This window comes from Chitinophaga skermanii, assembly GCF_003259335.1.
In the GTDB taxonomy this organism is placed as follows: domain Bacteria; phylum Bacteroidota; class Bacteroidia; order Chitinophagales; family Chitinophagaceae; genus Chitinophaga; species Chitinophaga skermanii.
The window spans coordinates 62,091-76,043 of sequence record NZ_QLLL01000007.1 but is presented as its reverse complement, the minus strand read 5'-3'; the positions used below and the strand labels follow the sequence as shown (position 1 = coordinate 76,043).

Here is a 13,953-nt window from a genome sequence, read left to right as displayed (position 1 = left end):
AAGGTCATATCAGGACTTTTATTCAGCATGCATTCGAATGCGATTCGAAACTTATTCTTATTATGCAGGCGCGAATTACCCACATTTTCTGTAAACAGCGTTGAAAGAGTGTTAATAAATAACTGGCCGCATCGCAACCGGCACATGCTTCTTAACCGCATTTCTTTCTATCTTTGTTTGCATTACATTACAACATTTAGCAAGTAACCTTATGAAGTTTATCGTTTCGTCTTCTACTTTATTGAAACAATTACAACAGATCAGCGGTGTTATTAACTCGAATACAGTTTTGCCGATTTTGGAGGATTTCCTCTTCTCGATCGATAAAAATGAATTAACTGTTGTGGCTACCGACTTGGAAACAGTCATGAAGGTAAAACTAGAGGTGGAAGCGAAGGAAACTGGTCGTATTTGTATCCCGGCTAAAATCTTGATGGACTCTCTGAAGAATTTACCGGACCAACCACTTACTTTCAATATTGACCCGAATTCATACTCGGTTGAAATTACTTCCGACAACGGTAAGTATAAAGTAATGGGTGAGAATCCTGAGAACTTTCCGAAAGAACCCGCAGCAGAAGATGCTACTACTTTCACTATGAGCGCATCTGGTTTAGTAACCGCTATTAATAAAACCATCTTCGCCGTAAGTAACGACGACCTCCGCCCGGCGATGACAGGTGTATACTTCGAATTATCTTCCAACGGTATCACGTTTGTATCTACCGATGCTCACCGCTTGGTAAAATATATCAAGTTAGACGTGGTATGCCCTAAAGACGACAACTTCATCGTGCCTAAAAAACCTTTGAACTTGTTGAAATCGGCCATCCCTGATAACGATAGCGAAATCCACGTGTCTTACAGCAAAAATCACTTCTTCGTTACACACGATAACGCGCAAATGATTTGTCGCCTCATCGACGCACGTTTCCCTGATTATAAAGTAGTTATTCCAAAAGAAAACCCGTACCGCTTAACACTCGTGAAAAACGACTTCCAAAACGCGTTAAAGCGTGTAGGTGTATTCGCGAACAAAAGCACGAACCAAGTAGCATTGTCTATCTCTGGTAGCGAGTTACAATTATCAGCGCAAGATGTTGACTTCTCTTTCGAAGGTAACGAGCGTATGAGCTGCCAGTACAATGGTGAAGACATGCAAATTGCATTCAACGCGAAATTCCTCATCGAAATGTTGCATGCAGCAGAAGGTGATGAAATTAGCCTCGAATTATCAACACCAACAAAAGCAGGTATCTTGAAACCTTCTGAAAAAGAAGAAAACGAAGACCTTTTGATGTTGGTTATGCCGCTTATGTTAAATAACTAAGCCGAACATTAATTTATAATTAATTCTAATATACAGCAATCTCATTCATTTGAGGTTGCTGTTTTTGTTTATAGTCATGTGAAATAATTATCATAACTAACCCTTTCAAAACCTGGCAACAATCATCATATTAAAAATACAAACTATATTATTCGACTAGCATTATTCATTATTATATCTTTTTATATAAAGTAATCACGTTGTGAGTTCATTGTTTTTTTCTCCAGGAAAAAGTAGCGCCCAGCCGCGCCAGGTAACGAAAATGAAGTAATTTTATTATGTGATAGGAAGACAAGGCGTATAACGTACATGGCTATACGAATAAAGATTCTTCCACCCCTTTTATCCCTTACGGCCACATCCTCTGCGAAAACGCTTTTTATAAGCTAGCAAAGGTTACTTCTATCCTGGGCCACCCTTTCAAAAAGCATTTGTAGCAGATTTGTGGAGATGTTCTGAGCGATTGATCACTCGAGTTAGTAATGCGTATGATCGAGTTTTTTGAACATATTCCTTCGTATTACCGCACGGGCTTGCTAGTAGCAGGTTTAATAATGTTGTGGATGTTAGAAGGAGTGATACCGAGGACTAGGTTTAGAAAGGGGCAGCGCTTGCGACATGCGGGCACTAATTTGTTCTTTACATTAACGACGGCCATTGTAAACCTAGCATTTGCATTTGCCATCATCGAGGCAGCACAATTTACAGGTAGCCGGCAGTTCGGGTTACTATACCTATTGTCGATACCGGTATGGTTGCATGCTTTGTTGGCCATTATGATGATGGATTTCTTGGGGGCTTACCTCGTACACCTTGTGCAACACAAAGTGGCTTGGATGTGGCACTTCCACAAAATTCATCATATAGATAATGCCATTGATGCTACCACGGCGTTACGTCATCATCCTGTTGAAAGCGTATTCCGGGTTATAGCATTGTTGATAGCGATTATTACAATGGGTATACCTGTTTGGATGGTAATGCTTTACCAAACGATTTCGGCCTTCATGAGTCAATTTAACCACGCCAATATCAAATTACCGCGTTGGATGGATAGCTGGCTCAGTTGGATCATTGTTTCACCCGATATGCATAAGGTACATCATAGTAAGCGACAAGTGGAAACAGACTCCAATTATGCCAACATTTTCTCGTTCTGGGACCGGTTATTTGGAACGTTTGTAAAAGTTCCTGATGTGTCAACGATTGAGTATGGGCTCGATGAGTATACGGCAGAGAAGTATGAACAAGTAGGGCCGCTATTAAAGGCACCATGGGAAAACAACCCTTAGGAACTAAACAGTAGCAAGGCTACTAACAAATATTTTTAACGATTTAAATTTTCAATTATGCATCATCAACCGACGAGCCTCCCAAAAATTGCCGGCATTTCTTCGCTGATTATCGGCATCGCTGCATTGGTTCTTGCTTATTTAATTAAAGAACCTAAAACAGCTTTAACGATCGGCGCCATTGGCCTGGCTGTTAGTTCTATTTCTGCATTGTATACCCGCAGAACAACAACAGAAGACTTACAACTTTCAGTTGCCGGTATTATTTATTCTCTATTTGCTTGCGCAGTAGGTTACGCTTTTATGTAATCCATTATGCTGACAAACATATTGCAACATCCGTAGCATAGCTGCGGATGTTTTTTTATTTCTTTTTCTTCCGCTTATACTGCTCGAAGTAGCCTTTTGCAGCATTTTTAGGGAACAGCACCAATGTTGTATCTGTTAATGTTCTTACCAAAAATGTATCTACAATTACCAGCTCCGTAGTATCACTTTTATCGTAACTCCACATCTGCAAAGTATCATCAGCAAATCTCCATTTCTCGTATACTAAATCGTGAAGGTTTACCGAGGTGGCTTTTCCTTTAGTTTCTAGCACAAATCCTTGTAATTGATTTTCCAATCCCGGGGTAGGTTGCAGCCATTTACCTGGTAGCAATGCCGGGTTAATTGTGTCTTTTACTGTAGTGTCGGCTTTTTCGGGTGCTGTATGAATGGTATCAACGCGGGTAATCAAGCTATCTAAAGGGAAAGCTGGAGGTGGGGGCGCTTGTTGTTGACAAGCAGCTATACTACAAACAATAAGCGCTAGCACTATAATTCGGATCGACATGTTGATTGTTTTACGGGATAAATGGAAGCCATTCTTACCCATCAAAGATAATGCTATAAATTTTTAGTGATAGCTGGTTGGATTTTTACAAAGATGTTTCATAGTTTTACAGTCACTTTAGGGGTGTTCCTTAGCCGAAGGCTCTGGAACTGAGATGATACCCTCAGTCACCTGATGCAGCTCATACTGTCGTAGGGAAAAGTAACTGAACTCTCTCATTTTGCATCCTTGAAGTTTATTGTTCACTTTAAATTTCCAAGCAATGGAAGTACATGTAAACAATAAACTTTATGCAGTGCAGCCGGGATCAACCGTGTCCGCACTCTTACAGTTTATTCAAATTCCTTCTACAAAAGGTATTGCCGTGGCCATCAACAATTTTGTTGTGCCGAAGCAACGTTGGGAACATCATGCCTTGCAGCCCGACGATCATATTACCATCATTAAAGCTACACAAGGAGGCTAGGAAACGCGGCCTATAAGCGTTTCAAGGAACGAATCTACTATTCGTTCAAATGGTATTGCGTATGCAAATCGTAATGGCGTTAGTGCGTTCTGTTATGTAACAGGAGCGGCTATACCTATACGTGCGTGCGTACAATTCTCTCTAACTCACAAAATCATTATCAGTATGAAAACGAATGCTCATGCACCTTCCACGGAAAAGATTAGCCGCGAACCTTTGCCGGCAAGTAATAAGATTTATGTAGAAGGAAAGCTTCATCCCATAAAAGTAGCCATGCGCGAGATTACGCTCACGCCTACTATTATTAATAACGAAGAAAATGCCAATCTTCCTGTAGCAGTCTACGACACAAGCGGCCCTTATACTGATCCTTCCATCGATATTAACATCCGTAAAGGCTTACCTCGTTTACGCGAATCGTGGATTGTGGGAAGAAATGATGTAGAACAATTAGCTGGTTTTAGTTCTGAATTCGCGTTACTGCAATTAAGTAAAACACCTGTTGATCTTCAATTTCAACATAAACCTAACCCATACCGCGCATTACATAATACAAATGTTACACAGCTTCATTATGCAAAAAAAGGCATCATTACACCAGAAATGGAATACGTTGCCATCCGCGAGAATCAACTCCGTGAGGAGCGTTTCAAACAAGGAGATCAAAATTGGGCGCAACACCCAGGACACTCATTCGGTGCAGGTATTCCAACAAATGGTATTACACCTGAATTTGTAAGAAGTGAAATTGCCGCCGGTCGTGCTATTATTCCAGCTAACATCAACCATCCTGAAGCTGAGCCTATGATTATTGGGCGAAACTTTTTGGTGAAAATTAACGCTAACATCGGCAATAGTGCTGTTACAAGCTCGATGGAAGAAGAAGTTGAAAAGGCAGTATGGGCTTGCCGTTGGGGCGCAGATACAATTATGGATTTAAGTACCGGTAAAAACATTCACGAAACACGCGAATGGGTAATAAGGAATACACCCGTTCCTGTAGGTACTGTACCTATTTACCAAGCATTAGAAAAAGTGAATGGCAAAGCAGAAATGCTTACTTGGGAAATCTTCCGCGATACTTTAATCGAACAAGCTGAGCAAGGTGTTGATTATTTCACGATTCATGCGGGGGTATTGTTGCGGTATATTCCATTAACGGCTAAACGCGTAACAGGTATTGTTTCCCGTGGCGGATCTATTATGGCTAAATGGTGTTTAGCACATCACAAAGAGAACTTTCTATATACTCACTTCGAAGAAATTTGCCAGATTATGAAGGCATACGACGTAGCGTTCTCGTTGGGCGATGGGTTACGTCCTGGCTCTATTGCAGATGCGAATGATGCGGCACAATTTGCAGAACTGGAAACACTTGGCGAACTAACTAAAATAGCTTGGAAGCACGATGTTCAAGTAATGATTGAGGGACCAGGACACGTACCTATGCACCTTATTAAAGCGAATATGGAGAAGCAATTGGAACATTGTCATGAAGCGCCCTTCTATACCCTCGGCCCACTAACTACAGATGTAGCACCTGGTTACGATCATATTACATCCGCGATTGGAGCAGCCATGATCGGTTGGTTTGGAACAGCGATGCTTTGTTATGTAACGCCGAAAGAACATTTAGGCTTGCCCAATAAAGAAGATGTGAAAGTGGGGGTGATTACTTATAAACTCGCTGCACATGCTGCCGACTTAGCAAAAGGTCATCCTGGTGCACAGCACCGTGATAATGCTTTAAGTAAAGCACGTTTCGAGTTCCGTTGGAATGATCAATTCAATCTTTCGCTCGACCCAGACACAGCCAGGAGTTACCATGATGAAACCTTACCAGCAGAAGGGGCGCGGTTAGCACATTTCTGCTCGATGTGTGGACCACATTTCTGTTCCATGAAAATTACCCAAGAAGTACGCGACTATGCTAAAACCAATAATTTGGAAACAACAGAAGCTATTGAAAAGGGTATGGCAGAACGTGCTGAAGCCTTTGTTGCAAACGGAAGTGAAATCTTCTCGTAATGGTACGGGCGATCACGCACCCAGTAGGTGTGCCTAACGAGATTTCAATTATACAGTCACTACTAGCGCATGGGCTTGAACATTTGCTTGTTAGAAAACCGGGATTTTCCGCTGGGGCTTACGAACAATTCATCGGGGATATTCCACGTGAATTTTACCCGCGAATAATGGTGGCCGAATATCCAGCAGTAGCTGCGGCATTGGGATTGAAAGGGGTACATTTAAATTCACAATTACGCATGCAACATCATACGTTGGCGCTGCAGCAAACTGGGATGCAAATCAGTACAAGTATTCATGCTTACAGGGAACTACAAATTGTTGCACATTTCAATGAAGTGTATTTAAGTCCTGTGTTTGATAGTATTTCGAAAAGCGGGTACCATGGGAGGTTTGATCACTCTTTCCATCCTTCCAATAGGCAATTGATTGCTTTAGGTGGAATTAATAGTAGAACAATTAATATAGCAAAAAAACTAGGGTTTTCATCGGTAGCTTGTATAGGTGCGTTGTGGGATGAACCAACAAAAGCACTGTCAAACTATTTACAATTGAAAGAACAATGGGCGCAAATAGAGTATACACCATGAGCTTCGCAGGCTTTGACCCGAGTGCTGGGGCGGGCTTACTAGCCGACATCAAAACATTCGAGCAACACAAGGTATATGGCTTTGGCATTTGCACGGCTAACACTATGCAAACAGATGACACATTTAGCCGTGTACAATGGAATGCCACAAATGAAATAATAGAACAAGCCATCCCGTTACTCGAAAAGTTCGATGTTAAAACGGTAAAAATAGGCATTGTAGAAAACCTCGATACGCTACAATCCATCATTACGACTGTTATACGTATTCGGCCCCATGTACAATTCGTTTGGGACCCAGTACTGTCGGCTTCCGCGGGGTATAACTTTCATGCCAACTTTGCGCAAACCAAATTGCAGCAATCTTTGCAGTTGATACATTTAGTAACACCCAACTACAATGAGGCATTGAAGCTACATCCCGCATCAAATGGCGAAGAAGCGGCTTTAGGATTAGCGAAACATTGTGCTGTATTATTAAAAGGCGGCCATCATCCTACAGCTACAGGATTCGATACTTTATTCTACAACAACCAAGTAAATGTTTTACCACCTCTTGGCAACAAAGCCAGTGCAAAACATGGATCAGGTTGTGTACTAAGTGCAGCCATAGTAGCTAGCTTGGCATTAGGAAACGATTTATTCACTGCATGTCGCTTAGCAAAATCATATACATATCAAATATTGACAAGCAACAATACATTATTAGGTTACCATCATGGATAGGCTTATATATATATCGCAACAAACCCAGCAACGCTCGCATCTCGATAACATACAGATAGCTTGCGAAGCGGGATGTACAACTATTCAACTCCGTATTAAAAACGAAACGCCACAAATCTTATTACAGCAAGCATTTGAGGCAAAGGAAATTTGTAATCGCTTTGAAGCACAACTATTCATCAACGACCATCCATTTATCGCTAATGCCGTACATGCTTATGGCGTACATGTGGGTAAAGAAGATATGCAGGTGCAAGAAGCATTAAAAACCATTGCTACCCACCAAATAGTAGGCGCTACTGCTAATACATTTGAAGACATTCAACAACATGCTTTGAATGGCGCACATTATATAGGGTTAGGCCCGTTTCGCTTTACTACTACAAAAGAAAAACTGAGTCCTGTATTGGGTTTGAAAGGATATACCCATATTCTTCAGCAAATGAAAGCAGCCCAGGTTCATTTACCTGTATACGCGATTGGTGGGATTATGGAAGAAGATATCTCGGCAATATTAACAACCGGGGTACACGGCATTGCCGTCTCTGGTCTTATTTCTAATGCCAGCAATCCATCTCTCATCGTAACACGTATACGCAAAATCTTACAAGATGCTTAATCAACCTTTACAAATAGCCGGTACTACGTTTCAATCGCGTTTATTCACCGGCACAGGCAAGTTTGGCTCCTCTACAATCATGTCGGAAGCTATAACCGCTGCGGGTTCTGAATTAGTTACTGTGGCTCTGAAAAGGGTAGACGTTACGAAGGAAGAGGATGATATCTTGTCATTTCTTTCTAACCCCACCGTGCATTTATTGCCCAACACTTCTGGCGCCCGTACGGCCAGAGAAGCCGTATATGCTTGTCAACTCGCAAGGGAGGCACTCCATACAAATTGGGTAAAACTCGAAATACATCCCGACCCTCGCTATTTACTGCCAGATCCTATAGAAACACTGGAAGCTGCTGCTGCACTTGTAAAAGATGGCTTTATTGTGTTGCCTTATGTGCATGCAGACCCTGTTCTATGTAAACGACTAGAAGAAGTTGGTGTTGCCGCTGTTATGCCGCTAGGTGCACCTATTGGCTCGAACCGAGGTTTACGCACGATGGATTTTTTGGAAATCATAATTGCACAAAGTAATGTGCCCGTTGTAGTGGATGCTGGTATTGGCGCCCCTAGTGATGCCGCGAAGGCGATGGAAATGGGTGCCGATGCTGTTCTTGTTAATACGGCGATTGCCGCGGCCACGGACCCGGTGCGTATGGCAGCAGCATTTAAAGTAGCCGTTGAAGCCGGCAGAAGTGCATACGAAGCTGGCTTGCCTGCAGTACAACAATCCGCAGAAGCATCTAGTCCTTTAGTTTCATTTATCGATTTGTTATGATGCAGCAACCAACATTCGAACGTACTTTTAGGCAGCACGATTGGGAACAGGAAAAAGCGACTATTTACACGAAATCCCAACACGATGTACTACGCGCCCTCCGCGCGCAACACCGTACGTTGGAAGATTTTAAAGCGCTTATTTCTCCAGCAGCCGCGCCATATTTAAGCGAAATGGCCACAATGAGTGGAATGCTCACACGGCAACGTTTTGGAAACACGGTACAACTGTATATTCCACTGTATTTATCCAATGAGTGCCAGAATATTTGTAGCTATTGTGGCTTCAGTTTAGATAATGAAATTCCCCGCAAAACATTATCTGGTGCGGAAATATTGAAAGAGATTGAAGTGATTAAAAGCATGGGATATGAACATGTGCTACTTGTTACCGGCGAATCCAATAGGGAAGTAGGTATGGACTATTTCGAGAAAATATTGCCCATTATGCAACAACATTTCTCTAATATTTCCATGGAAGTACAACCACTCGATCAACCACAGTACGAAACCTTACGCAAACATGGTGTAAATGCAGTGCTCGTATACCAGGAAACCTACCATGAAGCCGATTATAAAAAACATCACCCCAAAGGCAAAAAATCCAATTTCGCGTACCGCCTCGAAACGCCCGATAGGCTAGGAAGAGCAGGTATGCACAAAATTGGGCTAGGTGTATTAATAGGCTTAGAAGATTGGCGTACAGACTCGTTTTTCACAGCTTTGCATGTACAATATTTGCAAAAAACATACTGGAAAACCCGCTACAGCTTATCATTTCCACGGTTGCGCCCATTCTCTGGCGGCCTAGCACCCAAAGTAGATATGAGTGATCGAGAATTAATCCAGCTGATTTGTGCTTACCGTTTATGCTTCCCGGAAATTGAGCTAAGCATTTCAACCCGCGAAGAAGCAAAGTTCCGCGACCATATTTTCAAAGTAGGAATTACAGCCATGAGTGCAGGCTCTAAAACCAATCCCGGCGGATACACGAGTGCCCCAGAAAGCTTAGAACAGTTTGAAATCAGTGATGATCGCCCTGCTAATGAAATTGCAGGTATGTTAAAGCGGGCTGGTTACGAAGCAGTATGGAAGGATTGGAGTAATCATTATATTGATTGACACATCAATTATTAACATAACACCCCCCAAGCATGCAAGCATACTTGGGGGTTAATATATTCTTCAAAGCGTCTTGCTTTTAAAACGCCTCACCAATTGTTAGGTAAAATCCTTGCTGACGCTTCTCCCCAGTTCTCTTTTCACCCACACCATAATCCAATCGCACCGATAACCTTGATCCTTCATCGTAGAAATAACGAATGCCTACACCATAATTAGGCTTCAGTTGCGAGGTGGAAAAATCTCTATTAGCGAATACTGCACCTGTACCGCCAAAGGCAGCCAAAGCAAACTTGGGTTGCAAGTGCCAATTAAACAGCTTCACATCCAACTTGGGATCAATAAAATAACGGTATTCGGCTTGTATACCGGCGAAGTTCTGCTCTCGGTATCGACCGGCATAGTAGCCTCTCATCATAAAATCGCTTCCTAATTCCGGCAACATATAGAATGGCAAACCATCGTTTCCTTGAATGGAGTTCGCAACACCATTCAAGCCCAGTGTGCTTTTACGGCTGATAGGGAAGAAATGACTAGCCCTTCCTTCAAACTTCCAAAAGGCGCGGGTACTTAAAAAGGCTGGAGCATAAGCAATATTTAATCGCAAAAAGCTACCTCGAGTAGTGTAGTTCTGGTTATCGCGGTTATCGTAAATCGCTGTAGCTCCAATGAAAGTGGCGTGGCCACCATTTTTATCTGTTAAGTTAGCACTAGGATAAATGCCTGTATCTTTTGCAGCAGCATAAGTATCGTGCTGGTATTGCAAGGTTAAACCGGCATAGAAGTTTGGAAGAATTTTACGCTCTGCTTCTGCCAGTAGTTTATAGCGTTTGTTGTTAAGTAACGTTTTATCGGTCTCCTTGGTTTCGGAGCCAATACCATAGAAATACAAAGGGAAATCGTGGTATCGCACATTACCTTTGAAGTGCCAAAGATTGCCTGGTGTCCAGAAATCGCCTTTGATATCGGCCTTGTATTGATTTTTTGTGGTTAAGCTGGGAACGAATGTAATGGAGGAATTTCGGGTACCTGGCACCGGTTTTTTCTTATCGGTATAGAACGAGTATAACGCGGCGATACCCACCTCCCAGCCTTTTTCTTGGGCATAACCGAGAATAGGGATGGGTAAGAAAGAGCTTTTTCTATAGATAGAGTCTGTTAATATTGTACGTGTTGAATCCTGCCCTGGCATATTGCTATGCGTGCGGGAAATCTTGATGATTTGCGCATGAGCGGATTGTATTCCTAAGCACAAACACAAGGTGATGGCGAGTTTATTAAACATAGTTGCAAAGGTGCGAAAAGAAATCATATAAAAATTCGATCCACACCCTTGCAAAAAACGTACTAAAAATTGAGTTATAGTTTGGCTAAATGTCTGACCTCATCAAAGGTTTGGGTATTTACCAGCTCACCATTTTCGAATACTACCTGCATAATGTCTGTTAATGCAGGGTTTTCACCGGCTTGCATGGTTTGGTACGTATTATTCTCTAGTACGAGTTTTAATTTACCGGCTTTAGATTTTTTGAATGATGTGCGTAAGTTGCCTTGCGCGTCCAGCTCTACTGGAGATTTCATTACATCAATACCTTTACCGTTTAATTCGGCATAAGAACACTTCAATGCAAACTCTTGCGTATCGCGGTTAACGCGTTGTAATAGGGCACCGCCCATGCCGAGTACCAAGTTTTCGGCAGAGATGCCTGCTTGTTGGAGAGCAATATAAATGCTACCGATTGAACTGTAGCTAATACCATCACCTTGGATAACACGCACTTGCTTGGGTAATACTTTATAGCCTTTCTCGTTGATGGTATATCCAAATTTCTCGAACAATATTTCGAATACGCGGAGTAACGTTAACACTGGATCGCCACTGTCGGGACGAATCACCAAAGTACCATCACGTTGTAACACTTCTTCTTTCAAATCGGTTCCCCAATACTGCTCACATGCCCTGAAGATGTTGTAAGAGTCGGATACGCAAGCCACCGTACCTGTAGGGAAGGTAGCAAGCACGTGCTTAAATATTTCTAACTCACCATTTTCGCCAAGTAAGGTGCAAATAGAGTGTTCGGTAGCAGGTATTGATAAACCGTACGCCCTAGGTGCATCATAATAACGCATCGCAAATGTAGAAGCAGCAATCGTGTCGCTACCTGAGAAGTTTACAAGGTGTGCACTGCCACCCAAGCCCGCACTTTCTACTGAACTAACGCCCCTAAATCCAAAATCATTCAACACAAAGTCAATCCCGGCCATCGAAGCTTCACTAGCAGTTTCATGGTAATATTTTGTGACCACTTTCTTGATTTCACGACTTAAAGTCGCCACGGTACAAGGGTACCAGGTTTGCATGAGCAAGGTTTCAAGGAAGTTAGTGAGCCAATAACAATTAGGGTCGGTATTCTCGATCGTCATTAATACATTGTGTACAGGTACTGTTGTTCCTTCAGGAACTGCTTTGATACGAACGGGTAGTCGACCACCATGTTTTTCCACGATATAATCGAAACGACTCCTATCGAATACGTCGTTTCTACCGAACACTTCTAATAAAGTCTTTTCAGCCTCGTCGATTTTTTCTTTCGTGATAACAGCCCCTTGGAGGTAGTGTTTAAGGAAGTATTGAAGGCCAAAGAACACGGTTTCTTCAAATTTGCCTCCTCTGCTTTCCATGTAAGAATATACAAATTGGGTACCCGGCATGTATAATTTATGGTGAGAATACTTATAAGCGTCGGCGAGTAATACGAGGTTTAAATCAGTCATGTTTTGCTATTTTTTAAAGCAAGAAAATTATCCTTCCCAACAAAAATCAACGCGCACGGTTGCAATTAAGCCAATTTTTTTCTGCCTAACGTCCAACCCTATACGAATAAGGCAAATTGGATGCCGCACTTGTTGTTTTACAGTCCACTCAAAAAGTTAATTACCAATATGGTAGTGGCTTTCAACACTTAATTGTGTAATTATGACACAAATATAAAAAGGAAAATCAAATTTTTAAATTTTTTATTGTAAAAAATACACAAATAATATAAGTCATTGTTATCCAATGCTTATTTTGTAAGCCTTTTTCTTATAATTCGAAGTAGATCCCTTCTTTTTTCAGCTCGTCGTAGCGTTTCTCATCGAAACTGAATAATTGCGCAGGACGCCCTTGCTGAGGGTGTTTTAGCTTTTCGTTTTGGGGAATGAGGATATTGAAAGAGTGGATTTTCTTTTGGAAGTTACGGCGGTCGACAGGGCGACCTAACAATGTTTCATATAATCTTTCCAGCTCGGCAATGCTGAATTTTTTATCTAGTAATTCGAACCCAACCGGCTCGTACCTTATTTTATTCCGCAGGCGAACCAAAGCCATCTGGATGATCTTATCGTGGTCGAAAGCTAAGAACGGCAATTCATCTATGCGGCACCACATTGCATCTTCTGCATCGGTATTAGCGGCCAGCTTAAAGTTAGAAGGGTTCACTAATCCCCAATAGGCTATACTTACCACCCGCCCACGTGGATCGCGCTGCACATCACCGAAAGAATACAATTGCTCTAAGTAATTAATCGATACGCCAGCCTCTTCCTGTAACTCGCGCTTGATACCATCTTCAAACGACTCATCATTATGCACAAATCCACCAGGCAAGGCCCATTTGAAGATATGTGGTGGAATCTTCCTTTTAATTAATAGAACCGACATGCCCTGCTTTGGCGTATAACCAAACACCACGGCATCTACCGTAACTCTTATGTGTTGCGCGATTAACAAGGAAGACTATTTTAAATAATGAGCTAATTGAGTGGTGTCTTTATGAAGATTGACGAATAACGGGTTTTTCAACGGGTCGAATACAATGATGGTGTAAGCTTCCCAAACACTCGTCATCGACGGTAAAATATATTCTACCTCTAAGCCATTCTCACGAAGAAACATGATACTATCTGTTGGCACAATTTGTTGCTTAAAATTATGCGCTGTTAAAAAGGCCACCATAGCATCTTTACGTTTTGCCACCGAATCCAACAAGCTATCTTTCACAGGGCGTTCGCGTAAAACAAAGCTCCTCTCTTTAATCACGGTAAAACCTTCTTTGTTCGACTGTTTCCTAGATGAACGGTTACACGCGAAGGCTGTTACTACTGCCAATCCTAATAAAATATAACGCATAATT

15 protein-coding genes and 1 riboswitch are annotated in these 13,953 nt (G+C 42.0%); of the genes, 10 read left to right on the top strand and 5 right to left on the bottom strand.

Annotated features, from left to right (window positions below; all coding sequences use genetic code 11):
* Positions 1 to 211: 211 nt before the first annotated feature.
* From dnaN to LX64_RS18510, 3 genes are all read left to right on the top strand, one after another.
* Entirely contained in the window at positions 212 to 1,330 is a 1,119-nt protein-coding gene (gene dnaN, locus LX64_RS18520; protein ID WP_111599188.1) for a DNA polymerase III subunit beta, read from the top strand.
* 488 nt (positions 1,331 to 1,818) lie between these two features.
* Entirely contained in the window at positions 1,819 to 2,622 is an 804-nt protein-coding gene (locus tag LX64_RS18515; RefSeq protein ID WP_245952733.1) for a sterol desaturase family protein, read from the top strand.
* 57 nt (positions 2,623 to 2,679) lie between these two features.
* The gene (locus LX64_RS18510; protein ID WP_111599186.1) at positions 2,680 to 2,931 is read left to right on the top strand and encodes a hypothetical protein; all 252 of its coding nucleotides are present in this window, start codon (positions 2,680 to 2,682) and stop codon (positions 2,929 to 2,931) included.
* Between the two features lie 55 nt (positions 2,932 to 2,986).
* Here LX64_RS18510 and LX64_RS18505 read toward each other — a convergent pair whose 3' ends face one another.
* Positions 2,987 to 3,457: a lipocalin family protein gene (locus tag LX64_RS18505; RefSeq protein ID WP_158538672.1), complete on the bottom strand. Its 471-nt coding sequence runs from the start codon at positions 3,455 to 3,457 to the stop codon at positions 2,987 to 2,989.
* Positions 3,458 to 3,566: 109 nt separating this feature from the next.
* Positions 3,567 to 3,672: riboswitch (TPP riboswitch) on the top strand.
* A 47-nt stretch (positions 3,673 to 3,719) separates the two neighbouring features.
* Between LX64_RS18505 and thiS the strand changes: the two genes are divergently transcribed.
* The 7 genes from thiS (at position 3,720) to thiH (ending at position 9,778) form a co-directional block, all read left to right on the top strand.
* A complete protein-coding gene (gene thiS / locus LX64_RS18500) occupies positions 3,720 to 3,923 on the top strand; it encodes a sulfur carrier protein ThiS (RefSeq protein ID WP_111599184.1) in 204 nt (67 codons plus the stop codon).
* A gap of 165 nt (positions 3,924 to 4,088) precedes the next feature.
* Positions 4,089 to 5,951: a phosphomethylpyrimidine synthase ThiC gene (thiC, locus tag LX64_RS18495; RefSeq protein ID WP_111599183.1), complete on the top strand. Its 1,863-nt coding sequence runs from the start codon at positions 4,089 to 4,091 to the stop codon at positions 5,949 to 5,951.
* A complete protein-coding gene (locus tag LX64_RS18490; RefSeq protein ID WP_111599182.1) occupies positions 5,951 to 6,541 on the top strand; it encodes a thiamine phosphate synthase in 591 nt (196 codons plus the stop codon). The genes thiC and LX64_RS18490 overlap by 1 nt, the downstream gene beginning before the upstream one ends.
* Entirely contained in the window at positions 6,514 to 7,266 is a 753-nt protein-coding gene (locus tag LX64_RS18485) for a hydroxymethylpyrimidine/phosphomethylpyrimidine kinase (protein ID WP_111599181.1), read from the top strand. Before LX64_RS18490 ends, LX64_RS18485 begins: the two co-directional genes overlap by 28 nt.
* Entirely contained in the window at positions 7,259 to 7,885 is a 627-nt protein-coding gene (locus tag LX64_RS18480; RefSeq protein ID WP_245952731.1) for a thiamine phosphate synthase, read from the top strand. Before LX64_RS18485 ends, LX64_RS18480 begins: the two co-directional genes overlap by 8 nt.
* The gene (locus tag LX64_RS18475) at positions 7,878 to 8,657 is read left to right on the top strand and encodes a thiazole synthase (protein ID WP_111599179.1); all 780 of its coding nucleotides are present in this window, start codon (positions 7,878 to 7,880) and stop codon (positions 8,655 to 8,657) included. The genes LX64_RS18480 and LX64_RS18475 overlap by 8 nt, the downstream gene beginning before the upstream one ends.
* Entirely contained in the window at positions 8,654 to 9,778 is a 1,125-nt protein-coding gene (gene thiH / locus LX64_RS18470; protein ID WP_245952730.1) for a 2-iminoacetate synthase ThiH, read from the top strand. The genes LX64_RS18475 and thiH overlap by 4 nt, the downstream gene beginning before the upstream one ends.
* Before the next feature lie 79 nt (positions 9,779 to 9,857).
* On the opposite strand, the gene LX64_RS18465 is transcribed toward thiH, so the two are convergent.
* The 4 genes from LX64_RS18465 to LX64_RS18450 all read right to left on the bottom strand — a co-directional run bounded on the left by LX64_RS18465 (position 9,858) and on the right by LX64_RS18450 (position 13,949).
* A complete protein-coding gene (locus tag LX64_RS18465) occupies positions 9,858 to 11,063 on the bottom strand; it encodes a BamA/TamA family outer membrane protein (RefSeq protein WP_158538671.1) in 1,206 nt (401 codons plus the stop codon).
* A gap of 74 nt (positions 11,064 to 11,137) precedes the next feature.
* Positions 11,138 to 12,553, bottom strand: a complete 1,416-nt coding sequence (locus LX64_RS18460) for a nicotinate phosphoribosyltransferase (protein WP_111599176.1) — start codon at positions 12,551 to 12,553, stop codon at positions 11,138 to 11,140.
* Between the two features lie 310 nt (positions 12,554 to 12,863).
* On the bottom strand, positions 12,864 to 13,550 hold the full coding sequence (locus LX64_RS18455; RefSeq protein WP_111599175.1) for an NUDIX hydrolase: 687 nt from the start codon (positions 13,548 to 13,550) through the stop codon (positions 12,864 to 12,866).
* Positions 13,551 to 13,556: 6 nt separating this feature from the next.
* A complete protein-coding gene (locus tag LX64_RS18450) occupies positions 13,557 to 13,949 on the bottom strand; it encodes a hypothetical protein (RefSeq protein WP_111599174.1) in 393 nt (130 codons plus the stop codon).
* Positions 13,950 to 13,953 lie beyond the last annotated feature (4 nt).